23 protein-coding genes and 1 riboswitch are annotated in these 23,047 nt (G+C 36.9%); of the genes, 2 read left to right on the top strand and 21 right to left on the bottom strand.

Annotated elements, in window-relative coordinates; translation table 11 throughout:
* Positions 1–189 precede the first annotated feature (189 nt).
* The 11 genes from BUE08_RS05100 to BUE08_RS05050 form a co-directional block, all read right to left on the bottom strand.
* Positions 190–1,653 carry an FGGY-family carbohydrate kinase gene (locus BUE08_RS05100; RefSeq protein ID WP_286680511.1) on the bottom strand — a complete coding sequence of 488 codons (1,464 nt, stop codon included), beginning with the start codon at positions 1,651–1,653 and terminating at the stop codon, positions 190–192.
* An 18-nt stretch (positions 1,654–1,671) separates the two neighbouring features.
* The gene (locus tag BUE08_RS05095; RefSeq protein WP_286680510.1) at positions 1,672–2,862 is read right to left on the bottom strand and encodes a trans-sulfuration enzyme family protein; all 1,191 of its coding nucleotides are present in this window, start codon (positions 2,860–2,862) and stop codon (positions 1,672–1,674) included.
* Positions 2,863–2,899: 37 nt separating this feature from the next.
* Positions 2,900–3,970, bottom strand: a complete 1,071-nt coding sequence (locus BUE08_RS05090) for a 2,3-butanediol dehydrogenase (RefSeq protein ID WP_286680509.1) — start codon at positions 3,968–3,970, stop codon at positions 2,900–2,902.
* Between the two features lie 17 nt (positions 3,971–3,987).
* Positions 3,988–4,962 (bottom strand): sugar phosphate isomerase/epimerase family protein, encoded by a 975-nt coding sequence (locus BUE08_RS05085; protein WP_286680508.1) that lies wholly within the window; start codon positions 4,960–4,962, stop codon positions 3,988–3,990.
* A 45-nt stretch (positions 4,963–5,007) separates the two neighbouring features.
* Complete coding sequence (locus tag BUE08_RS05080; RefSeq protein WP_286680507.1) at positions 5,008–5,709, bottom strand: ABC transporter ATP-binding protein; 702 nt, start codon at positions 5,707–5,709, stop codon at positions 5,008–5,010.
* Positions 5,703–6,476, bottom strand: a complete 774-nt coding sequence (locus BUE08_RS05075; RefSeq protein ID WP_286680506.1) for an ABC transporter ATP-binding protein — start codon at positions 6,474–6,476, stop codon at positions 5,703–5,705. The genes BUE08_RS05080 and BUE08_RS05075 overlap by 7 nt, the downstream gene beginning before the upstream one ends.
* On the bottom strand, positions 6,469–7,362 hold the full coding sequence (locus tag BUE08_RS05070) for a branched-chain amino acid ABC transporter permease (protein WP_213951055.1): 894 nt from the start codon (positions 7,360–7,362) through the stop codon (positions 6,469–6,471). The genes BUE08_RS05075 and BUE08_RS05070 overlap by 8 nt, the downstream gene beginning before the upstream one ends.
* Positions 7,363–7,375: 13 nt before the next feature.
* On the bottom strand, positions 7,376–8,245 hold the full coding sequence (locus BUE08_RS05065; protein WP_059033537.1) for a branched-chain amino acid ABC transporter permease: 870 nt from the start codon (positions 8,243–8,245) through the stop codon (positions 7,376–7,378).
* A 172-nt stretch (positions 8,246–8,417) separates the two neighbouring features.
* On the bottom strand, positions 8,418–9,620 hold the full coding sequence (locus BUE08_RS05060; RefSeq protein ID WP_213951054.1) for an ABC transporter substrate-binding protein: 1,203 nt from the start codon (positions 9,618–9,620) through the stop codon (positions 8,418–8,420).
* 72 nt (positions 9,621–9,692) lie between these two features.
* Positions 9,693–10,730: a 2-hydroxyacid dehydrogenase gene (locus BUE08_RS05055; protein WP_213996455.1), complete on the bottom strand. Its 1,038-nt coding sequence runs from the start codon at positions 10,728–10,730 to the stop codon at positions 9,693–9,695.
* 25 nt (positions 10,731–10,755) lie between these two features.
* Positions 10,756–11,421: an L-fuculose-phosphate aldolase gene (locus tag BUE08_RS05050; RefSeq protein WP_213951052.1), complete on the bottom strand. Its 666-nt coding sequence runs from the start codon at positions 11,419–11,421 to the stop codon at positions 10,756–10,758.
* Positions 11,422–11,819: 398 nt separating this feature from the next.
* On the opposite strand from BUE08_RS05050, the gene BUE08_RS05045 reads away from it, so the two are divergent.
* A complete protein-coding gene (locus BUE08_RS05045; protein WP_083497737.1) occupies positions 11,820–12,581 on the top strand; it encodes a DeoR/GlpR family DNA-binding transcription regulator in 762 nt (253 codons plus the stop codon).
* Between the two features lie 85 nt (positions 12,582–12,666).
* Here BUE08_RS05045 and rsiV read toward each other — a convergent pair whose 3' ends face one another.
* The 6 genes from rsiV to BUE08_RS05015 form a co-directional block, all read right to left on the bottom strand.
* Positions 12,667–13,566, bottom strand: coding sequence for an anti-sigma-V factor RsiV (gene rsiV / locus BUE08_RS05040; protein WP_213996453.1), 900 nt, complete (start codon positions 13,564–13,566; stop codon positions 12,667–12,669).
* A complete protein-coding gene (gene sigV, locus BUE08_RS05035; protein WP_213996452.1) occupies positions 13,566–14,072 on the bottom strand; it encodes an RNA polymerase sigma factor SigV in 507 nt (168 codons plus the stop codon). Before sigV ends, rsiV begins: the two co-directional genes overlap by 1 nt.
* 51 nt (positions 14,073–14,123) lie before the next feature.
* Positions 14,124–15,281 (bottom strand): acyltransferase, encoded by a 1,158-nt coding sequence (locus tag BUE08_RS05030; RefSeq protein WP_286680505.1) that lies wholly within the window; start codon positions 15,279–15,281, stop codon positions 14,124–14,126.
* A 14-nt stretch (positions 15,282–15,295) separates the two neighbouring features.
* A complete protein-coding gene (locus BUE08_RS05025; RefSeq protein WP_213951039.1) occupies positions 15,296–15,940 on the bottom strand; it encodes a thiamine diphosphokinase in 645 nt (214 codons plus the stop codon).
* A gap of 97 nt (positions 15,941–16,037) precedes the next feature.
* Positions 16,038–17,786 carry a methyl-accepting chemotaxis protein gene (locus tag BUE08_RS05020; protein ID WP_213996449.1) on the bottom strand — a complete coding sequence of 583 codons (1,749 nt, stop codon included), beginning with the start codon at positions 17,784–17,786 and terminating at the stop codon, positions 16,038–16,040.
* A gap of 201 nt (positions 17,787–17,987) precedes the next feature.
* Positions 17,988–18,350 carry a DNA-binding protein gene (locus BUE08_RS05015; protein WP_213996447.1) on the bottom strand — a complete coding sequence of 121 codons (363 nt, stop codon included), beginning with the start codon at positions 18,348–18,350 and terminating at the stop codon, positions 17,988–17,990.
* Between the two features lie 320 nt (positions 18,351–18,670).
* Here BUE08_RS05015 and BUE08_RS05010 point away from each other — a divergent pair, with 320 nt between their 5' ends.
* Positions 18,671–19,177: a hypothetical protein gene (locus BUE08_RS05010; RefSeq protein ID WP_213996477.1), complete on the top strand. Its 507-nt coding sequence runs from the start codon at positions 18,671–18,673 to the stop codon at positions 19,175–19,177.
* 64 nt (positions 19,178–19,241) lie between these two features.
* Here the strand turns inward: BUE08_RS05010 and ribH are convergent, their stop codons facing one another.
* The 4 genes from ribH to ribD all read right to left on the bottom strand — a co-directional run bounded on the left by ribH (position 19,242) and on the right by ribD (position 22,691).
* Positions 19,242–19,712, bottom strand: coding sequence for a 6,7-dimethyl-8-ribityllumazine synthase (gene ribH / locus BUE08_RS05005; RefSeq protein ID WP_013778900.1), 471 nt, complete (start codon positions 19,710–19,712; stop codon positions 19,242–19,244).
* 21 nt (positions 19,713–19,733) lie between these two features.
* The gene (locus BUE08_RS05000; protein ID WP_353682088.1) at positions 19,734–20,882 is read right to left on the bottom strand and encodes a bifunctional 3,4-dihydroxy-2-butanone-4-phosphate synthase/GTP cyclohydrolase II; all 1,149 of its coding nucleotides are present in this window, start codon (positions 20,880–20,882) and stop codon (positions 19,734–19,736) included.
* Positions 20,883–20,955: 73 nt separating this feature from the next.
* The gene (locus BUE08_RS04995; protein WP_213996577.1) at positions 20,956–21,594 is read right to left on the bottom strand and encodes a riboflavin synthase; all 639 of its coding nucleotides are present in this window, start codon (positions 21,592–21,594) and stop codon (positions 20,956–20,958) included.
* Positions 21,595–21,608: 14 nt separating this feature from the next.
* A complete protein-coding gene (ribD, locus tag BUE08_RS04990) occupies positions 21,609–22,691 on the bottom strand; it encodes a bifunctional diaminohydroxyphosphoribosylaminopyrimidine deaminase/5-amino-6-(5-phosphoribosylamino)uracil reductase RibD (RefSeq protein WP_213996578.1) in 1,083 nt (360 codons plus the stop codon).
* 79 nt (positions 22,692–22,770) lie between these two features.
* A riboswitch (FMN riboswitch) is annotated at positions 22,771–22,902 on the bottom strand.
* Positions 22,903–23,047: the final 145 nt, after the last annotated feature.

Here is a 23,047-nt window from a genome sequence, read left to right as displayed (position 1 = left end):
TCCGTGAAGTCTGAGGATTACTGAATTGTTTGTTGTATCTTAAGTGAAAGAAGCAAAAACCATGTACACAAATTTATAAAGTATAAAGGAGTACATAATAAAAATCAGTACCTGCATTGAATCTGCCGGTACTGATTTGATAATTTTATAGTTGCTTCTACTGCTGAGTAGAGCGCTTCATATTAAAAACTAATCTTTCCCCCAGTAATTTATCATTAGGTTTTTGTATGTCGAATATCGTTCATAAATTTTCATATATATTTGATGGTTGTATTGATTTGGGTAAAAATATGTTAAGTATTGCTCATTGAATTTAGGAATTTGACCTGCTATCTTCTGTAATAAATAGGAGATGCCCAAGATACCAAGCTCTTTTACATTATTTCGGACTAATGGTTCATCTAAGCAGTCGCATATTATCTGGCAAAGAAAGTCACTCTGTGCCCCTCCGCCTGCTATGTAGAGCCTATTCTTGTACTTTGGCAGATTTGTATGGCAATCATATAATGCTAAAGCAATACCTTCATAAGCAGACCTTATCATATCATATTTTTTATGATATGCTCTAAGTCCTAAAAATGCCCCACTGGCATTTGCCAATCTAAAAGGAGCTCTTTCACCGAAAAGGTATGGTAAAAATATTATCTCATTGCTTCCTATTGGAACTTTTTTTAGTTCTTCCTCTAATTGGGCATAAGTCATCCCTTCAGCTAATATGTTTCTGGCCCAGTCTAATGATGCTATTCCGCTTAAGGCAGACATTTGTTTGATGTACATATTTGGTTCTACATGGCATAGGACGCTGCCAATACTGCCTAAATTTCTTTTTGCCTCATTTTCATTTATAACTACGAAATTTGCAAGAGTAGTGCCAAGGATACTACCTTTTTCTCCCGTTTTCATTAAACAATTACCCTCAGCCGCAGCTAAAATATCTAGAGAACCTGCTATTACTGGTGTTCCTGCAGGTATTTTAAGATACTTAGATATGCTTTCAGAAACTTCCCCTACAACTTCAGTCGACTGGTAAACAGGCGGCAAGCAATTTCTTAACTCGTCTATATCAAGCCAATTTAATATTTCATAGCAATATGTCTTATTAAAAATATCAAAGGCGGCTGTTGATGCATCGGTTACATCTGTAGCTATATTACCTGTAAGTTTGTAATTTATCCAGTCTTTGCAATGTATTACCCATTTGACTTTTTTGTAGTTATTTGGTTCATGTCTTTTTAGCCAGTTAAGGATTATAGGAAAAGCTCCAGAAAAAAGTGGTGTTGTATTCAAATCAATACATTTTTGATTTATAAGATTTAGCTCATCTTTTTGTATAGTCCCCGGACGCGTATCATTCCAAAGAATAGCAGATCTTACAGGATTACAATTTGTATCTAAGAGCCAAGCGCCGTCGCCTTGAGCACAAACCCCAACAGCACAAATTTCACTCCAAAGGTCGGTGTTTCTGGTATATAAGATTTCAAGAACTTCGTAGAGTAAGTCCCAATACTCATTCATACTTACTTCTGAAATGCCTGGACTTGGCATCAGGACTTTCACATCTTTGCTTGCAGAGTCAATTAATTCTGATTCTGTAGTTGTTAATGCAGCTTTTATCTTTGTTGTTCCGGCATCAATACACAAGAAACTTTTCATCGTGTAAACCAATCCTTCTTAAATTTTTTCAAGGGCTTGCTCAAAATCACAAATTATATCATCGATATTTTCAATACCTACAGAAACTCTTATTAATCCATCCTTTACACCCATTTTTTCACGTTCCTCTTTTGGAACTTTGCCATGAGTCATTATTGCAGGAATTTCTACAAGTGTATCTAAATCGCCTAAGCTCACTGCAGGTTTGCCTATTTTTAAACTAAATATGACTTTCTTTGCTTCTTCTATTCCTCCATTTATTACAAAACTTACCATTCCTCCAAAACCGTTGAAATATTTCAGCGCACGATTATAATATTCATTGCTTTCAAGGCCAGGGTATATTACTTTTTCTATTTTTGGATGTTTGCTCATTGCATTGGCAAATGCTAAAGCATTTTGACAATGTCTCTCCATTCTCAGGTGAAGGGTCTTTAAACCTCTTGTCATTAAATAGCAATTAAGCGGTGCAGGTACCGGCCCTATATCCATATATTCTGTTTTCCTCAGGCTTTCGCAGAAATCTTTACTTCCAACTACTACTCCGCCTACCAAGTCACCATGGCCATTAATATATTTTGTACAGCTATGGACAACTGTATCAATTCCCCAGTCAAGAGGCTTGAATAGATATGGTGAAGTAAAGGTGTTGTCAACAACAGTTTTTATATTATTTTTCTTTGCCCAATCAACTATTTCATCAAATTCAGGAATTTCCAATGTAGGGTTTGCTATGGTTTCAAAGTAAATTACTTTTGTATTATCATTTTTAGCATCCTCTAAACTTTCTACAGTCAAATCTTTAACAAATGTCACATCAATGCCGTATTCTGGCAATACATGTGTAAAAAGGCCGAAGGTTCCCCCGTAAATCGTCTGGGCAGATATTATATGATCACCTTTTTTGCAGTGTCCCATAATTGCCATTGTTATGGCAGACATGCCTGAAGCAGTAACCAATGATGCCTCACCATGCTCAAGCGCGGCGATTTTTTCTTGAAGGGAAACTTGGGAGGGATTCCTCGATCTGCTGTAAGTATAAATTATCTCATCCTCTTGCGGCGCGCCTGCAAGCCATCTTTCCATTTTATCAGGTGTGAAAACGAATGTGCTTGTCATATATACCGGTTCAACAAGTGCTCCTGTTTTTTCATCAGGATGGCTTCCGGCATGAACAGCTAAAGTTTCAAACTTGAAATCTTCTTTCATTTTATCTTTCTCTCCTTCACATTTTAGAAATAAAAGTTTATGCTAACTGATCTCCTGCAATACGCACCAGAACTTTTATATTGTCATTTGGATGCCTGTTCATTTCTTCAAACCCGCCTTCAACTATATCATCCAGGTCGACTACTCCTGTTATCATTTTTTCTATATAGGGATATTTGCCTTTGCTCATATTGTCCAGACAAATTCCTATTTCATTGATGTGGGCTTGTGAAGTATATAAAATTCTTTCTCCCTCTTGAAAGTCATTCATCGGAAAAACCGGTGGCTTCTCAAACACCCCCATTACCATTACAGAAGCTGCCGGTCGTGTTGATTTAATAGCGCTGTGCAATGATGATTCTACCCCAACACACTCAAACGCAGCATCTGCCATCCATGAGTCGGTTTCTTGTTTTACCACATCTAACAGATTTTCTTGTGTTATGTCAACATGTTTTAAACCTATTTCATCTGCAAGGCTTTTTTTAAAGGTCCCTACTCCTGATATAATTACGTTTTTTGCACCTGCTTGCTTGCAAGCTATTGCTGCACTAAGTCCAATTATACCATCTCCTGAAACTACAACCGTTGTTCCATCAAAATCAAAGTTCATTATATTGACGGCATGTAAGCCGCAAGCTAATGGTTCGCACAAAACTGCATCTTTAAGGCTTACATTATCAGGTATCTTGAACAATCGCTTTTGTTCAACGATTACATACTCTGCAAAAGCTCCGTCGGTAGAAACACCAAGAAATCCAAGTTTTGAGCAAATATTCTCTCGCCCCGCCCGGCACATTGGGCATTGGCCACATGATAGAGTGCCATTTGCGGTTACTCTGTCTCCTTTTTTCCAGTTAGTAACGCCTTCCCCCACATCAACTATTACACCAGAAAATTCATGCCCCATAATAAGAGGAGCTGTTCTTCCAGTAAGCCGATGCGGAGTCTTTACAGGTATAAAATTTGGTCCCACATATTCATGTCTATCAGTTCCGCAAATACCAGCCCATGCCACCTTAATTTTTACATATCCAGGTTTTACTTCCGGTTCTGGCATTTCTTCTACCCTAACATCTTTATGTCCATGCCATACTGCTGCCTTCATTTTTTTCATCTTCTTTCTTATTCTAAATGTTTAAAAGCTTCTATAAGGCGTGTAATAGACATTCCTTTTGGAAAAGTACCGTCAAAAAAATCTACTTTTAGATTTGCGGCTACTTTCTCAACAAATCTTACAAAGTCAATTGTTGCTTGATTTGCTTGCTGTGCTTCATCTCTATATGGATAGATGTCAACGCTTATCCACTCGCTATAACCAAGTTTATCAAGCCAATAGATAAATTCAATAAACTGTGGCCAATGCACTGTACCAGCCGGCATATCATCGTCGCATATACCATAATTGTCATTTATATGAACATGAAAAAGTCTTTTCTCTCCCATCAGCAAAGCGGCGGATTCTGCTGGATTTTCATTTGCATTTAGTGAGTGGCCGAAATCAAGTGTAACCCCTACATTGCTGCATCCAGTCAGCAAGCATAATGCCAAAGCTTTTCCGGCAGAGTTAATATAACATTTCATATTTGGCTCATTAATCTTATATTCAAGGGCTAATCTGATATTGGGACGATACTTTGCACATTCCCGTATGCCTTCAACTAAGTAATTCCATCCTTTTCTGTAATCTGCTTCAAAGACATAATCAAATCCATCAAGGCCAAGCCATAAATTAAGAGTATTGCAATTGCAGACTTCAGCTATATCCATAGCTTTTTTCGTTCGCAAAATCGCCAATTCTCTCATGCTAGAATCAAATGAAGAAAAAGAGCCATGTTTCCATTGAGTTTCGCAAACTAATTCGACGTTTATTACCGAGACCTTAAGACCTGCTTCACTGAATTTGCACATTCTTTCCTTATAATTTTCCTCGTTTAAATCATTAGGATAATTTAATTCTATGTCACAATTTTCCTTTAGACTTTTTATCTTTTCAATCCGCTGATCGAAATCTAAAAATGGCTTGTAGCCATCTGAAACGTAACGATCGCTGCATTTTCCATATGTCCATATTCCAACAGACAATTTATTTGTTTTCAATGGATTTGCCTCCATTTATGAAATTTGTATTTTTGTATTAATTTATTATGTTCCAAGATAGGCTTCAAGAAGTGCGCTGTCTTTCAACAGTTCTTCGGGCGTCCCTTCCTTTACTATTTTTCCAACGTTCATAATATATGCTCTATTACTAATTGCAAGAGCTTTATATGCGTTTTGTTCAACCAATAAGATGGATGTTCCTGTGGATTGCAGGCTTTGAATTATTTGAAAAATCTGTGACACGATAATCGGAGCAAGACCTAAAGACGGTTCATCGAGCATTATCAGTTTCGGTCTTATCATCAAAGCTCTGCCGATTGCTAGCATCTGCTGTTCTCCCCCTGAAAGGTATCCACCATATTGATTTTTTCGCTCCTTTAAAATTGGAAATAGAGCATAGACTTTTTCTAAATTTTCTTTTACCTCGTTTTTATCTTTGCAAAGATATGCCCCCGCTATTAGGTTTTCGTATACAGTCAGATTTGTAAAAATTAACCTGCCTTCAGGGACAAGGGTGATACCCAGTTTTACTACATCATAAGGTTTATCCGGCGTCTTTTTGCCTTCGAAAAGTATTGAACCCTCTGATTTTCGCATTGCCGAACAAATGCACTTTAATAGTGTGGTTTTGCCAGCTCCGTTAGCCCCCAAAATAGCAACGATCTCTTTAGGCTTTACTTCAATGGAAACATTGCTTACAGCTTTAATTGCTCCATAAGCAGCTGACAAATTCTCTACCTTTAGCATCTATACTCCTCCCCCAAATACGCCTCGATTACAAGAGGATCCTTCTTAATTTGTGCAGGAGACCCTTCTGCAATAGTCTCTCCAAAATTCAGCACTGTACATTCATCACATAAATCAGTTATAACATCCATGTGATGTTCTATAATCAAAATCGTTAAGCCGAATTCTTCTTTTATCCTATAAATAAAGGAGACAAGTTCCTTTGATTCTTCCTGATTCATTCCGGCAGCCGGCTCATCAAGCAACAATAATTTTGGATTTAAAGCAAGAGCTCTTGCGATTTCCAACTTTCTTTGATGGCCATAAGGAAGACTGCTGGCACGTTTTTGGCTCATATCTTGCAGCCCTACAAACTCTAAAAGTTTCATGGATTTTTCATAAAGTGCCTTTTCTTCTTTTCTAAATTTTATTGTTCTTATAAAAGATTCGAACATATTATAGGTAATATCTTGATTTCCAGCGATAATTACATTTTCTAAAACTGTTAAATATGAAAAAAGTTTAATATTTTGAAATGTCCTTCCTATTCCTTCTCTAGCTATGGCGAAAGTTTTCATCCCTGAAATTTCCTTGTCGCAAAATATAATACTCCCGTTAGTTGGTTTATAAACTCCTGTAATTACGTTAAAAATCGTGGTTTTTCCTGCACCGTTCGGGCCAATCAAACCATGAGTTTTTCCGTCTTCAATAGTAAGGTTGAAATTGTTTATGGCTTTTACGCCGCCAAAATATTTGCTGAGGTTTTTTATTTTAAGTAATTCATTCATGATTTGCATCTGCCCCCTTCTTCGGGACCTTTCTGGCAATATTATTTATATGAGAGATTACCTTGCTAATAGAAAATTCCCTATATCCATATAGACCATCTGGTTTAAAAACAATTACTGTAACTACGGCGATACCATATATTAACATTCTGTATGAGGCAAGACTGCGAAATACTTCTGGTAATAGTGTAACAAGAAGTGTGCCAAGCACTGTTCCCGTTAAGCTTCCTAACCCACCTATAACAGCTGTAATAGTAAGCTCTGACGATTTTGCAAGGTTAAACATCTCTGGGGAAATAAATGTTAGATTGTGACTATAAAGTGCTCCTGCCCATCCGGCATATATGGCGCTTATTACAAAAGATAATTTTTTGCTGCTGAATGTATCAATTCCAACCATTTCAGCGGCAAGTTCCTGTTCTCTAACTGCTATCAAGTTTCGGCCCGTCTTTGAGTGAACTAAATTCCATGCGAATACAAAAGCAAGTATTACGCTTATTACAGTAATAAAAAGTGTCGTATAGTGCGGTATCGAGGCAAATCCACGAGCTCCGCCTGTCACAGGCTCCATATAGGCGAAAAGAACCCGAACGCACTCTCCAAATCCTAAAGTTGTAATGAGAAAATAATCTCCCTTTAGCTTAAGGGTCAATGTTCCCAGTAAATAAGCAATACATCCTGCGAATAAAGCACTAAAAACTAGTGCAGGTATAAATGGAATTCCATACTTTGCAGTCATTATTGCAGAAACATATGCCCCTATTGACATAAAACCGGCATTTCCAAAAGAAAACAGTCTTGTAAAACCTGTAAGTATCGATATTCCCAAAACCGCAATCAGATTTATTCCTACTAATATAATTATTCCCTGTAAATAGCTGGACATATGCACACCTCTTTTAAGCTTTGTCTTCTACTTGAACGCCCATTAGTCCGGAGGGTTTTACAAGTAATATAACTATAAGTAACACAAACGTAAAAAGATCTCGCAAACCCGAGCTCAGATATGCAGTTACCATAACTTCCATTATTCCTATTATCAATGCACCTACTATGGCTCCTCGGACACTTCCTAGACCACCTAATACGGAAGCAATAAAAGCTTTTAACGCGACATTACCCATCGTCGGATATACAGTGTACTTCATTCCCAACAATATTCCGGCACAGCCAGCATACATCCCCGCAACAAGGAATACTATGGAAAAATATCTGTCAATGTTTATCCCCATTAAACTAGCTGTATAGGGATTAGAAGCTACCGTGCGTATACCTAAGCCAAGTTTAGTATGATTTATTGTTATATCTAAAATTACTAAGGATGCTAATGATACAGCAAGAGATATAACATCTAGTAAGCCAAGAGTTGCATTACCCATATTAAAGGAAGTGGCGGATAAGCCTGGAAATATTTTAAACTTTGAGCCAAAAAGGTTCAAAGCAGCATTTTGATAAATTATGGACAATCCCATTGCGGCAATCATCAAGAACATAGTTGGTGAATTATTATCTCTTATTCGTTTATAGGCTACTTTTTCATTAAGGAAACTGAAAAACCCTGCACCTGCCACACCTATAATAACTGCAAACGGCAGCGGCATATTAGCAAGAAGTACAGACTGTATCGCAATATAAGCCCCGATCATGGCAACATCACCGTGTGCCCAATTAGAAAATCCTAATAAGCTATATATTAATGCATATCCCGTTGCCATTAAAGCATAAATACCGCCAACCGAGATACCATTAACCAATTGCTGAATAAACATATTGCAACCACTCCCATGTACTTGAGGAATTTATTTATTTTAATTGAATATCTATTTTGTAAAATGACGAATGTTGTAATTCATGTTTAATTATTGTTAATTCCATGCAAGTAAATAAACTTGCATGGAATTAACATAACTTAATTGGATAGTTTAAGTTTCTAAAATTATTTTAAGGAGTATAAATCTGAACAAATTTTACTTGTCCGCCTTCTATTTTGAAAATAGCTGCATCTCTTACGGGATCATGTGTCTTTGGATCAACTGACATCTTTCCTAATAGCCCTGTAAAATTAGTTGTAGACTCTAATCCTTTCCTAATACTTTCGCTGTCTGCAGCGCCTTCTCTTTCGATAGCATCTTTAATCCACATGAGTCCATCATATCCGAACAAGCATTCAGCTTCAGGTGTAATCTTATAGACTGATTGATATCTTTCGGCAAATTTCTTTGCTTCAGGAGTATTGAATCCCGGGCGTGAGCAGAAATAGCCGCCTTCGATTGCATCTCCTGCAAGTTTAGGCAAATCCTGCGAATCCCATCCATCAGCACCTATAAACACGCAGTCAATGCCAAGCTCTCTTGCTTGTTTTACTATGAGCGCCACATCTTTATATATCCACGGAATGAAAAGAGCTTCAGGTTTTGCAGCTTTAATTTTTGAAAGTTGTGCACGGAAGTCATTATCGCCTGACGAAGCATTTTCATGCGCCACTATCTTGCCGCCAAGCTTAGTAAATTCATCTATCAGATATTGAGTAATACCTGTTGAATAAGCATCGGCAATATTTGTTAATATGGCAGCATTTTTGATGTTTAATTCTTTATAGGCATAAGAGGCAATTACTCTGCCTTGGAACGGATCTGTAAATCCAATTCTAAAAGAATAAGGATGAAGCTTGCCTGATTCATCTACTGTAACTAGCGGACTTGAAGCAGCTGTAGCAATTACGGGAACTTTTTTCTCATCAGCTACTGATGCCATAGGTATATTACAACTTGAAAAGTTTGTTCCGACTACAGCAACACATTTGTCTTGATCAATTAATTTGTTTAGTGCATTAACTGAATCTAATGGTTCGCCCTTGCCATCATAAGATATGACCTTAACTTGCCTTCCTAGAATGCCGCCTGCATCATTAATGTCTTTCTCGGCAAGAAGCATACCATTTAAACCTGCTTGACCCCATAGTGCCGTCTCACCGGAAAGAGCTCCAATATAGCCGATTTTAATTGGCTCCTTGTCGCCACTTTCGTTTGAAGCTGCTCCATTTTGTTCGGTTTGGGAGCCCTGTTGCGTACTTCCACCGCCGCAACCGGCTACAGTAACTAATAGCACAACAGTCAAAAGCAATACTATTAATTTCTTGAGCATTTTTTCTCCTCCTAAATTATAATTTTTGCTTACTTATTACTTTTTACTTTATTTTTTTGGATGGTAGCTATTTTATACTTTATATTCGTATTCTAGCGGCTCATGATTTAAAAAATGCTTTATATCTGTTAGTAATTGTTCTGTATGATTTTCAATGGCTTCGTAAGTTGCCCCGGCAAGATGAGGGGTAATTACAACATTATTACACTTTGTAATAAATGGATGATCTTTGGGTATAGGCTCTTCGTCAAAAACATCAAGGGCTGCTCCGGCTATTTCATCATTAAGTAGCGCATTAATTAACGCATTTTCATCTACTATGGCGCCCCTTGAAGTATTTATAAAAAAGGCTGTCCTTTTCATACTTTTAAATACCGATTCGTCAATTATGTGGTATGTTTGAGGAGTATCTTTGCAATGGACTGTTATAATATCGCTTTGTTCAGCAAGTTCTTTAAGGGTTGATGTAAAAATTGCACCATCTTCAGAAGTTGATTTATAAGGATCATATGCTAAAATGTTCATCCCGAATGCTTTACATAGCTGGCCTACTCTTTGCCCGATTGTACCATATCCTACTATGCCTAATGTCTTTTTGTAGAGTTGGTTTCCTTTATACAAAACATAAGGGGTATCTATCCCTAATGACCATGTTACATCACGGCGCAATCCTTCAACTGGTTTCGTTTTATTATTTTCCTCAATATCTTTAGTGTGTTTTCCGCTCTTTAACGCCGCATAGGCCATTGGAATTTTTCGAGTAATAGACAGCATCATTGCGACAGTATATTCTGCTGTGCAGATTGAATTTCTTCCCGGGGCATAGCTTACTAAAATATTCTTTTTTGCTGCATATTCTGCATCTATATTTACAGGATTAGAGCGTGTGCATACAATCAGTTTAAGATTTGGAGAGCTGTCTATTACTTTCCTTGTGATTGGATCATAGCTCGTTATAATAATATCAACATTATGTGCTGCAACAAGGTTTGACATTTGCTCTTCCGTCAAGATCACACCGTCTTTGTACCAACCTGCATAAACTATTTCAAGAAGTGCTTCAAGTTCTTTCGCTTCTTGGCTTACTTCAGCGGTTAATAATGCCTTCACAATTCTTCAGCTCCTCGGATTTGCACTATATTTTCTCGCAATTGTCTACTCGCTGTCCATAGTTCTTAAATCTTTCCATTACTCTTATCATTTCATCTTCAGGCAGAATAACAGGTTCTCCTATAGATTTTGCTCGGTAATACAGTTCACAACAAAACTCTATTTGTTCTGTCACTGCAAACGCTTCCGCTAAACTTGTTCCTCCTGCAAGCAGGCCATGATTTGCAAGTAAACAGGCTTTTCTATCTTTCATCGCTTCAAAAGCATTCTTAGCAAGTTCAACAGTGCCATAAGTTGCATAAGGTGCACATCTTACGTTTAGCCCGGCAAAACCTACTAAATAATGAAGAGGCGGAAGCGACTGATTTAAACAAGAAATTGAGGCCGCAAAAGTTGCATGGGTATGTATAACTGCATTAACGTCTTCTCTGTATTTGTAGAAAATACGATGCATTTCGCACTCGCTTGATGGAATGGTATCTCCTTCTTTAATATCTCCTGTCTCTACATCGATTAAGACAATCTGTTCAGGCTCAATTTTAAAATAATCGATACCGCTAGGAGTTATAGCCATGATATTTTTTTCTCGATCACACATGCTAATGTTTCCCCCGGTACCTCGGGTCAATTTTGACTCAATTAGTTTTTTCCCATAATCTATTATCTCTTTTCGTGCTGCTTCAAGTAACATATAATACCTCCTAGTTTTATAAAATATAAAATGTGCCACACAAAACTTTTTATTAATGATTAAAATTACTAACAATTTATATTACTTTCTATTTACTCTATCTTCAACGTTGGCAAAATCTTATCACTACTAATGTCTGCTGTCAATGTATTTATGTTGTTTTCTATCCTATTTTTTATCATTTTTCTCCTTTATGCTTTTGTTTTATTTAATTTATATCATATTGTTAGTATATTTATTTTTGTTTTGATACTTATTTCTAAATAAAACTCCTTAAAAACAACATAAACAGAAATTATTCTTGACCAATAAAAATCTGTTTGGTATATTTTAAATTAAAGAAAATATTAATTACTTTTATCTATATAGCTTAAAACATACGAACCGGAGGCGTATTTATGCTATCAATCGAAAGGCAGAATGGTATAAAAGAAATATTAGCAGAAAAAAAGAGTGTAACAGTAGCAGAGCTTTCAAAACTTTTTAATGTTACCGAAGAAACAATTCGACGAGATCTTAATTCAATGGAAAAAGAAGGTTTGCTTATCCGTACCTATGGTGGTGCTTTTATCCAGGAAGGAACTTTAAACGAGATAGATTACTCTTTACGCGAAGCAAATCATGTAAAAAGTAAAAAAACAATTTCTGAGAAGTGTACAAAGTTTATTCAGAATGGTGACTCAGTATTTTTAGATTCTTCGACTACTGCGGCATATGTGGCAAAAGCTATAAGTAAAATGAAATTAACTGTTCTTACAGATTCGTTAAAAATAATAAGTATGTTGTCAAACTGCGACAACATTAAGCTTATAGGAACCGGAGGGGAGTTCTCTCAGCGTTCCATGTCTTTCATAGGACCTGGTGCTATAAATTCAATAAAACAGTATTATGTAGACATCGCGTTTATATCTTGCAGATCAATTTCTTTAGACAATCAAATTACTGATTCAAATGAATATCTTGCAGAAGTAAGAAGACATGTAATCGAAAGAGCTGATAGGACTTTCGTAATCGCTGACTTTTCTAAATTTGGAAGAACGTCTTTTTACCATATATGCAACTTTCAACAAATCGATTCCATAATTACAGATAAAACCTTAGATGAGAATTGGCATACAACCCTTGCAAAATATAACGTAAAAATTTACGATGAGGAATAAATAATTAATAATAAGCCCCTCACTCTCAGCCATGTTTTTAAGGATTCAAGGCTGGAAAGTGCGGGGCTGTTTTAAAAATCAATCTTTATTTAATATATTCATTACTTACCAAAACATTTGATATAACCTCTGTAGGGATAATAAATTCTTGGACTCCCATATAACCCGGGGCCACTTCGTACTTATCAAAACAGATTACGAGTTTGCCATCATTATTGATATAGAAGTTTTGATCTTTGGATATTTTTTCGAAAAGTTCTATGAGGTCTTCATCTTCAACACCGCTTACCCAATAAATCATATTTTCATCTTCTTTGTGCCGTTTAATCATTTGCTCTTTTATGTTTTCGCTTATAATATTTATATAGCTATCATCTTTAAATAGGCTGGGCAGCGTGATTAGAACCTCATTCTTTTTGTCTATGGTATCATATTTAAAGGTCGTGGACGACGACGCGACCGTATTTACCACATACCGGCCAACAGACAATATTCTGTCATTATCTGTTTTTATTACATAGCCGCTGTCTACTCCTAAGTGCCCGCCTCCGTTTTTTTTCATTTCTTCCATGTCATTTATAAATTGTTGATACAGTTTTTCGTTTTCTTCAAGATATTTTTCATTTAATGCCTTCTGCAATTCTTCATCTTTTAATCCGCTAATTTCAGGAATTTTTATGTCCGCGTTGAAAGTTTCATCATTTAATGTATATTCCTTAAAGGTGAGAACCTTAACAATGCCGCCCACAATCGGCACTTTCGAAAGGGTCTCGGCAAAAGCAGGGCTGGTATTTATGCCCACTGTAACTGTTGCCATAATAATAAGCGCAGAGGCTGCTGCAATAATTGTTTTCTTAAAACTACTTCTCTCTTTCGGTTTAAGCGATCTGTTTTCCTTTATGGCTTTTCTAACAACAAAATCCAGTTCTTCAGGTATGGGAATATCAAGATATTCATTTTTTAAATCTTTGAGACCTTTTTCCATTATATTAGAACCTCCTCGTTTTTCTCGTCCATTGCAATGCGGAGCTTTTTAAGACCTGCATATAGGCGAGTTTTGACAGTATTAACATTTTCGTTCAAAACATCAGCAATTTCTTGCAGTTTTAAATCTTCAAAATATCTAAGGATAATTATTGTTCGATAGTTTTCAGGTAAACTGTCAAGAGCTGTCTTTAAATCAAAATTTTCATAGCTGTCATATTCGCCTTCGTCAATGGAGGATAAAAAGGTTTCATTTGCTAAAATTTCTCTTTTTCTTTTACGTAAAATATCCACTGAAGTATTTACTACAATTCTGTAAAACCACGTCTTTATGTAGCTTGGGTTTTCCAAAGAATCAAGTGATGAAAATGCTTTATAAATGGATTCTTGAACAATATCCATGGCATCTTCACTATTTTTAACATAGCTATAAGCCAATCTGTAGTACCTCTCTTTAAACTCGATTATATGTGCTGCAACTGTATCCTCTAAGCAAGTTTTGTGCATTTACCGTAGTTCTCTCCCCTCTTCAAGATACGTATCTTGTGTCATCTTTCACTATATAGACGGCGGGCTATTGTAAAAAGTTTTACTGTGCCTTGGTTTTTTATTGCTTAATCCCAGCAAAATTCCTCTAAGTCTTGTCTTATCTATAATTCTACAAATAGCATACGAGCATACTAATATTAGCAAAAATACTAAAATTAGCTGAAGAATACGTGTAGTATATGTACCGAATATTTTACCTACAATTATTTTTACAATCGTCAAAACTTGGGGATGTATAAAGAAGATGCCGTATGAATATCTTGAAATATTATTCAATAGTTTCGTTATTTTCCCGTATTTTATTAAGGATTGAGCAAACAGGTAAAATGCAGGTATTGCAGCCATAGAATTGATTAAAACCATTGGACGAAGTGAAGTATATGATTCAAGGTGTGTCTGTCCATAATTTATAAAGCCTATGTAAGCTTCAATTATTACAAAACAAGTGGTAATGATATATATCATTACAATGCGCAATTTATTTAAATCAAGCCTCCTAGCTTTTTTCCAATCCTTTGCCACAATTCCCCCAAGAATAAAATAGAAATACCATCCTACAAAATTTACAGAGTAATACCTTTGCAGCCAATCTATTATTGTAATTCCGCTCATGGTCATAAAGTTTCTAAAATAGATAGTTAAGAAAAAGTAGATGGCAAAATTCACCGCTGTAAAGCGCAATGGATTTTTTACACTTTTCACTAGTTTTAAAAGAAAAGGAAATACGAGATATAGCTGTATAATCATAAGCACAAACCAAATAGGAGTATGTATGTTTTCTTTTAAAGTCCATTCTAAATATGAGAGAAAAGCCTGTTTTAAAGGTAAACCTATAAATGTAAAGGAGAGATTGAATATATCCCTTAAAATCATATATATAAAGCTCCAGACAAGATATGGCAAGAATACAGCCCTAAATCTTTGAAGGTAAAAGTCTTTAAGATTAAGTTTTTTACTGCCGTATCCGTAGAATATTCCAAAACCCGAAACAAAAACAAACAATGGCAAGCAAATTCGCGACCACTGATTTAATATAAGTCCTATGTAAAATACATGGCTTTCAGGAGGACTATATGCTACATAAGCCGCTGAAACATGTAGGACAAGCACCATTAATATGGCAAATGCTCGCATAAAATCCAACTCAATTATTCTTGAATTAGCCACTAAATCCCTCCATTCTAAGATTTTGGTTCTGTAAGTTTTATCACAAGCAACAACCCATCTTTTATGCTGACTGTAGCTACATTTTCAACAAATACATTGCTTATGCCGCGAGCAGGTCCCATAACAAGAGTCTCTCCTTTTAGAGGATAATAAAGCCCGCCAGTCTTAACATCTTGAACCTTCGGCGTTAAGGGAATTAAAGATAATATATCGCCTTTTTCCCCCGGTATTTCAACTTTTTTGTCAATAACAAACATTTCCCAGTTTTCGTCTGCAAGTTTTAGTTCCAAGCCTTTTTCTTTAAAGCTTACCATTAAAAATATATTTGCAAGACTATGATCAGGCCTGCCGCCAAGAGCACCCAGAAGCACCACTTCACTTGTCCCCATTTTTAACGCCTCACAAATTGCAAGTTCTGTATCTGTGTAATCTTTTTCTTTTGGAAATCTCACAATTTTCGTTCCTAATTCCTCAATTTTTTTTCTATCTTCACAGCTGATTGAGTCTAAATCTCCTACAAGTATATCCGGTTTCACGTTCATACTAAATGCATGCCGCACGCCGCTGTCGGCACATATTATCAAATCAGTGTTCACTGTATATTTTCTAACTTTTTCATAATTTTTTATTTCTCCGCCGGTAAATACGACTGCTTTCATTACCTATCCACCTCAATAATCAAATGTAGTTATCTTTAAGGAAATTATATCATAAAGGGCCGCCCTTGTAAGAGCGACCCTTGTTTTTGTTGTTCAATTAAATTTTAAATTTCTGTACTGCTTCGTTTAGTCTTTCTGCAAGATGTGCCAGATTTTCGGCAACCTTTGCTACGTTATCAATAGCTGCAGCAGTTTGAGATACGCTCTCTGCAATTTGCGAAGAACCGGCAGCTCCTTCTTCTGTGGTAGCACTCACATTTTCTATTGCTTTGCTAATTTCTTCCACAGAAACTTTTACTTCCTGAGTGCTTGTTAAAAACTGGTGAGTCAGTTGTTTTACCATTTTGGCATCATCTAAATATTGTCCTCCCATATCAGCAAAAGCGTTGTAGTCTGTTTTAACTTTTTCGTCAATAAAATCGAGTATGCCGTTTGCGCTGCCAGAAAGATTTTTAAATGCTCTCTGAACTTTTTCTATGATTTTTTGAATATTTGCTACTGAGGATGCCGATTGTTCGGCCAGTTTTCGAACTTCTTCCGCAACTACTGCAAATCCTCTACCTGCTTCACCAACCCTAGCAGATTCGATTGCGGCATTGAGTGCTAAAAGATTTGTTTGATCTGCGATTTGGGAAATATCGTCAGCCATTTTGCTTATTTCTTCTACGACTTTACCTTCTTCAATGGCTTTTATAATTTCGTCCTGCTTTTCGCTATAAATCGACTCTGCTTCATTCTTAGATTGTATAGCGCTGTTTTTCATTTCATTGGCGCGTTTTTCAATTTGATCTGCGGCCTTGCTTCCTTCTTGCGCTTTTTCTACAAGGCCTTCTGTGGCTCCAAGTATTACTTGAGTTGAAGCATTAATTTCTTCTGCAGAAGAACTTGTTTCTTCCATCCCTTCAGCAATTTGGACGGTACCAGTGTTGATCGTCTCGATTTGAGAAGCAACTTCTTCCACTGTTGCTGATAATTCCTCGCTTTCAGCGCTCATTTCCTCTGCATCGCTTAATACTTGGGAAACCATATTTCTGGTATTTCGTATCATTAAATCAAAGGCTTTGACTAATTTTCCTATATCATCTTTTCTATATAGAAATTTCTCCGGAACATTAACTGATAAATCACCGGTAGCAATTACCTCGGCAAGTTTTGTAGCAGCGATAAGCGGATTGGTAATAGATCGGCTGATAAACCATGTAAGGATAAGAACGATTACAAACGAGAAAGCCATCATCATTAAAACCAAATTTCTCGTTGTATTGTATTTATCGAAAGATTCTTTTGCTAAAATGCTTGCAGCATCTTTATTTATTGCTACTAAATTTTCCATGTCAGTTCGCATTTCATCTATTAATGGTGCAGCTTTGTTTTTCCATATAGTCAGATCCGGACTTTGATAATAAGTTTCTAAAACAGATTTTAGTTTTGGCATCTGAGTACTTAACGAATTTACGGAGGTTGCCTCTGTTTCAAGAATATCTTGTCTGCCTGCTTTTGTAAGCATATCCACAGTTGCAGGATCGCTTGAAAGCAGATAAGTATCTGCATAGTTTTTTATAATTTCTTCAGCTGTATTTAGATTTTCTTGAATCTTGCTCTTTGCATCAGTTTCATTCTCAACAGCCATGCTTAAACCATTTGCATAAATCTCAGAAAAAGCTACATTGGCATCTTCGATATTTGTTATTGGAATCAGCATCCATTCATACATTGTATCCACGTTACTGTTTATTGCACCAAGCTGCAGAAGGCCAAACCAATCTGTGCCAAGAATGAATAAGCACATAATGATACCAAAAATAAGGATTTTTATGCCTGTATTAAGATTATAGAACCACTTCATCAAAGCCCCCTCTTTCATAATAATTTCAGGTTTAGTAAAATTACCTTTTTATAGATATATATTCTATAAAAACCATCTTTTTCCTTCTTTGTAAGCAATGATAATTCAAGGAATTTTGAAAGCTCAACTATTTCGCAATAAAAAAATAGGGATAGAACTTAATTCTTATCCCTAAAAATATTGCAGTTAACGCTAAGGATACTATTCGTCTTCATCGATGTTATCATTAAATAGAGATTCCTCTCCATCTACATAAATTTCAACTTGCATCTGCTCTATTATTTCAACTATAACTACCTCTTTCGTAACAAATCGCACGATTCCATAGGCAAAAGTATCAAACGTATCATAAAGTCTGCCGGCACTATAGCACCCAAGGGGAACTGTATGCGCACTGTTTGCCACGTATCCTACGGCACCCACCGGCTCCAAAATCGCCATAATAGCCTCACCGTCATAATCGTTTTCAAAATCTTTAACAAGTCGCAAGAACTGTCCCGGCTTAAATATCTTTGCGCCAAAATAATTGCTCAACCCAACGATTGCCACATAAATTGGTTTCATAATTATCATCTCCCCCGATCTTGTCGCATCAGCAGTTACGACAAGCCTGGTCTTCTTTTTTATAATAGAATTGTTCCTAACTATAAAAATTAAATTGACCTTATATTTATATTTCGTTACTGCTTGCAAAAATCCTTCTAAATTCTTTAAGATTGGCACAAATAATATAGCATCGGCTGACTAAAAAGTCAATAATTTGTTACCTTTATTTGTTAGGCTATATGTTATACAATATACTTGCTGTACGTTCTGGAGACATTTGTACCAGATTACAAAGTTTCAATTTAAATTTAAACATAGCTAAAGGAGAAAAGATTGTGATGGGAAAAGTTTCGGGAAGAATCGGCGGTGCTATAGGCGGATATGATGTGGATGCCAGTATTGAAGATGGTGTGATTTCCGGCAGAATTGGCGGCGCAATTCTTGGAAATGATATAAATGCAAACTACTCTATGGAGGAAGGATCTATAGCAGGGAGAGTGGGCGGGGCAATAGTCGGAAAAAATATTGAAGGAAAAATTGGCCCTGATTTTCTCTCGGTGCGAATAGGTGGAGTGATTGACGGTTATGACTTAGATCTTGAAACTCGAGGTTATTCCGTATGCGGCCGATGCGGCGGCCCTGTAATCGGATTCGAAGTAAATATTGAAATTGCCGATAACCAGGTCAAAGGGCGTTTAGGCGGAGATGTAATCGGCATGGATGTTGCAGGATATGTAGAAAACGTAGATCCAATTATTGCGGGTGCAATATTTGCCATAGCATATTACATATATCAGGTAAATCACAGAAACAGCGGTAGCCATGGAAATACGGGCAATAATTAAAGTTTGTATTTTAAAGACCCATCTTACTTTTCAATAAAATGGGTCTAATTTATTAATTATTTTTTTAGAAATTCAACTGCTTTTTAAGATTGGCCATTTCTATAGCACTAAGGGCGGCTTCGCTTCCTTTGTTTCCTGCTTTTGTCCCTGCTCTTTCGATGGCTTGTTCTAATGTGTCAGTGGTTATAATTCCAAAGATTGTTGGCACCTGGGTTTGCAGGGATACTTGTGCCACACCTTTTGCAGCTTCAGAGGATATATATTCAAAATGAGGCGTAGCTCCCCGTATCACAGCTCCAAGACATATAACCGCGTCATACTTTTTACTCTCGGCCATAAGTTTTGCAGCAAGGGGAATTTCAAATCCTCCCGGCACCCATGCAATTTCAATATCTTCTTCTGCTGCGCCATGGCGTATGAGTGTATCTTCGGCACCTTCCAACAGTTTTTTTGTAAAAAAATCATTGAATCTGCTTACAACAATTCCGAACTTTAAGTTTTCGGCTATAAGTTTACCTTCGATTATTTTTGACATGTAACATTCTCCTCCCTGTTTTTAAAGCCAGTGGCCCATTTTTTCTTTTTTTGTAGCTAAATATTTCATGTTATATTCATTAGGTTTTATTTTTATAGGAACACATTCCGTAACAGTAAGACCGTATCCCGAAAGCCCAATGAGTTTCTTTGGGTTATTGGTTAAAAGCCGCATTTTTCTTATGCCTAAGTCCCTTAGTATTTGAGCGCCTATGCCATAATCTCTAAGATCTGCTGCAAAGCCCAATTCTTCGTTGGCTTCTACGGTATCAAGACCTTTATCCTGCAGACTGTATGCCTTTATCTTATTTGCAAGACCTATCCCTCGCCCCTCCTGCCGCATGTAAAGAAGTATGCCTTTGCCTTCACGCTGAATCTGTTCTAATGAGCTTTTTAATTGTAGTCCGCAGTCGCATCGGCGAGAGGCAAATACATCTCCTGTTAGACATTCGGAATGGACCCTTATAAGGGGTGTATCTTCCTCGTTTATATCTCCCTTAACTAAAGCTACATGGTTTTCCTTTGTTATGATATCTTCGTAGCAGTAAAGCCTGAAATAACCGTAATCCGTTGGTAAGTCTGCCTCGGCAATTTTTTCAACAAGCTTTTCCCTTGTTTTTCTATATTTTATCAGTTCCTCAATGGTAATAATTTTTATATTGTGTGTTTTCGAAAATTCCATAAGTTCAGGGAGTCTTGCCATTTTGCCATCGTCCTTCATGATCTCGCAAATAACTCCTGCCGGGTAAAGTCCTGCTAGGTTCGCCATATCTACCGCAGCTTCGGTATGGCCTGCTCTTCGCAGCACTCCGCCGGGTTTTGCCTCAAGCGGAAAAATATGGCCCGGCCGCCGGAAATCTTCAGGCTTTGCCTTGGTGTATGTCAATGCTTTTGCGGTTAGGGCTCTGTCATATGCCGAAATTCCCGTTGAAGTGCCAATATGATCCACTGATACAGTAAAAGCCGTCCCCATATTGTCAGTATTTTTTTCTACCATAGGTGTAAACTTTAATTGTTTTGCCCTTTCCTCGGTAATCGGCGCACAAATAAGACCTTTGGCAAAAGTCGCCATAAAGTTTATGCTTTGTGGGCTTGCCATTTCAGCTGCCATCAAAAGGTCTCCCTCGTTTTCGCGGTTTTCATCATCAACTACTATTATCATCTTGCCCATACGAATATCTTCAACGGCTTCTTCTATGGTATTAAAATAAAAATTGTTTTTCAATCTAATCTCCCCTATCTCTTCAGTATCCAAGAGAAATAAGTTTTTCCATGGTCATTGTTTCATTGCATTTCTCTTGCCTTAAAAACTTTTCAACATATTTACCTATAATATCCGTTTCTATATTTACCAGGTCACCCGGCTTCTTAGAGCCGAGTGCAGTGCTGTTTAAAGTAGTGGGAATAATAGAAACCCCAAAACTTTCACTTCTTACCTCCTGCACTGTAAGGCTTATTCCATCAATAGCTACTGAGCCTTTTAAAACTATGTATTTTAAAAGCTCTTGTTTTGCAGCAATATGGATTGTAAAGAATTCATCACTCTTTTTAATTTCGCAAATAGCGCCAACCCCATCAATATGCCCTTGAACAATATGACCGTCTAATCTGCCTGATACCTTCAAAGCTCTTTCAAGATTTACCTTACTTTTTGGCAGAAGTTTCCCTAAATTTGTGCTTTCTAAGGTCGCAGGCATTATATCAGCTGAAAATCCAGCTTTGTTTAAATCTTTTACGGTAAGACATACACCATTTACCGCAATACTGTCACCGTGTTTAAGGCCATCAAGGATTTTCTTGCAGGAAATCTGCAGCATAGCTCCGCTGGTTTTATGCTGCAAATTGGATATCTCTCCAACTTCTTTTATAATTCCGGTAAACACTTGACACCTTCCTTTCATTTTTTAGGATACATTGCAAGCATCACATCATCACCGGCTTTTTCCACATGGTCAATATAAAAATCATATACATCTTTCATTTCCCTTAGAAAAAGATTTCCTACATAATCTTTGCCATCACCTCCGATGATCTTTGGCGAAATGAAAACTATTATTTTATCCAAAAGCCCTTCTATAAGAAATGAAGTAAATACCCGGGCGCCTCCTTCCACCAAAATACTGTAAATTCCCTTATTGTAGAGAGCTTTCAGTAGTTCCTTAAGGTTTACTTTATCTTGAGATGTCGTTACAATTTCTACGCTTATTTCCTCAAGTTTTTTCAAACGCCCTTTGTCAGCCTGCGCTGTAGTGGCTAAAATAACCTTGCCCTTGCTTTGTAAAAGTCTTGACTCTATAGGAATTGCAGCCGATGAATCTAAGACTATCTTCACCGGACTTGCCGAGTTATTTGCAAGACGGCAGTCAAGGATTGGATCATCTGCTAAAACCGTCCCTATACCTACCAAAATACCATCATACATGCTTCTTATTTCATGGCCCCTTTTTCTGGCAGCATCACATGTTATCCATTTTGACTTTCCTGAAGATAGGGCAATCTTTCCGTCAATGCTCTGAGCTATTTTTGCTGTCACAAAGGGGATTTGCTCGGAAATGTTTTTAATAAAAACTTCATTTAACTTTGATGCTTTATCCTTTAGAACACCTACTGAAACTTCTATCCCGGCATTTTGCAATTGCGAAAACCCTTTTCCGGCAACTTTGAAATTGGGATCTTCTATAGCCGCAACTACTCTTGCTATTTGGGCTTTTATCAGTGCTTCAGTGCAAGGTGGCGTTTTCCCATAGTGACAGCAAGGTTCCAAATTTACATAAATAGTTGCTCCTTTTGCATTAAGTCCGGCTTCCTTTAAAGCATCTATTTCTGCATGAGGTCCTCCAGCCTTTTTATGATAACCTTCTCCTATGATTTTGCCTTCTTTTACAATAACTGCACCTACCATGGGATTTTCTCCCGTTGTTTTTCTACCCTTTTCTGCAAGTTCCAATGCCCTTTGCATAAAGTACTCATCAGTTTCCATAAAATCCCTCGCTTTTTATGTAAAATAAAAATGCCCCGGAAAATACATTCTCCAGGGCAAATAGATCTATAAAAATATAATGAACCTTCTTCCATCCAGACTATACTGTCGGCTTTGGATTCGCACCAAATCGGCTCCACATCGGAGTTCGCGGGCTTACTCTCTCGAGTTTACCGCCGGTGGGGAATTTCACCCCGCCCTGAAGGTCGTTTTTTAAAATTTTTAAGTTTTGAATTGAGTATGAGTTATGATATCATATAAAGATCATATTTTCAAGGGAATTTTATCTAAATTAATTCATTCGGCTTTGATTTACCCCAAAAAACTTCTATAACTTTCTTTGGAGGTTTTGGAGT

This window comes from Tepidanaerobacter sp. EBM-49 (assembly GCF_001896645.1).
GTDB classification, from domain to species: Bacteria; Bacillota; Thermosediminibacteria; order Thermosediminibacterales; family Tepidanaerobacteraceae; genus Tepidanaerobacter; species Tepidanaerobacter syntrophicus.
The sequence above is the reverse complement of the archived record's forward strand: the minus strand, read 5'-3'. Positions and strand labels throughout refer to the sequence as shown.

Coding starts and splice junctions, on each gene's coding strand:
- BUE08_RS05100 (WP_286680511.1), bottom strand. CDS start 1,653: ATGAAAAGTTTCTTGTGTATTGATGCCGGAACAACAAAGATAAAAGCT.
- BUE08_RS05095 (WP_286680510.1), bottom strand. CDS start 2,862: ATGAAAGAAGATTTCAAGTTTGAAACTTTAGCTGTTCATGCCGGAAGC.
- BUE08_RS05090 (WP_286680509.1), bottom strand. CDS start 3,970: ATGAAGGCAGCAGTATGGCATGGACATAAAGATGTTAGGGTAGAAGAA.
- BUE08_RS05080 (WP_286680507.1), bottom strand. CDS start 5,709: ATGCTAAAGGTAGAGAATTTGTCAGCTGCTTATGGAGCAATTAAAGCT.
- BUE08_RS05075 (WP_286680506.1), bottom strand. CDS start 6,476: ATGAATGAATTACTTAAAATAAAAAACCTCAGCAAATATTTTGGCGGC.
- BUE08_RS05070 (WP_213951055.1), bottom strand. CDS start 7,362: ATGTCCAGCTATTTACAGGGAATAATTATATTAGTAGGAATAAATCTG.
- BUE08_RS05065 (WP_059033537.1), bottom strand. CDS start 8,245: ATGTTTATTCAGCAATTGGTTAATGGTATCTCGGTTGGCGGTATTTAT.
- BUE08_RS05060 (WP_213951054.1), bottom strand. CDS start 9,620: ATGCTCAAGAAATTAATAGTATTGCTTTTGACTGTTGTGCTATTAGTT.
- BUE08_RS05050 (WP_213951052.1), bottom strand. CDS start 11,421: ATGTTACTTGAAGCAGCACGAAAAGAGATAATAGATTATGGGAAAAAA.
- BUE08_RS05045 (WP_083497737.1), top strand. CDS start 11,820: ATGCTATCAATCGAAAGGCAGAATGGTATAAAAGAAATATTAGCAGAA.
- rsiV (WP_213996453.1), bottom strand. CDS start 13,566: ATGGAAAAAGGTCTCAAAGATTTAAAAAATGAATATCTTGATATTCCC.
- sigV (WP_213996452.1), bottom strand. CDS start 14,072: ATGCACAAAACTTGCTTAGAGGATACAGTTGCAGCACATATAATCGAG.
- BUE08_RS05025 (WP_213951039.1), bottom strand. CDS start 15,940: ATGAAAGCAGTCGTATTTACCGGCGGAGAAATAAAAAATTATGAAAAA.
- BUE08_RS05020 (WP_213996449.1), bottom strand. CDS start 17,786: ATGAAGTGGTTCTATAATCTTAATACAGGCATAAAAATCCTTATTTTT.
- BUE08_RS05015 (WP_213996447.1), bottom strand. CDS start 18,350: ATGAAACCAATTTATGTGGCAATCGTTGGGTTGAGCAATTATTTTGGC.
- BUE08_RS05010 (WP_213996477.1), top strand. CDS start 18,671: ATGGGAAAAGTTTCGGGAAGAATCGGCGGTGCTATAGGCGGATATGAT.
- ribH (WP_013778900.1), bottom strand. CDS start 19,712: ATGTCAAAAATAATCGAAGGTAAACTTATAGCCGAAAACTTAAAGTTC.
- BUE08_RS05000 (WP_353682088.1), bottom strand. CDS start 20,882: ATGGGCAAGATGATAATAGTAGTTGATGATGAAAACCGCGAAAACGAG.
- ribD (WP_213996578.1), bottom strand. CDS start 22,691: ATGGAAACTGATGAGTACTTTATGCAAAGGGCATTGGAACTTGCAGAA.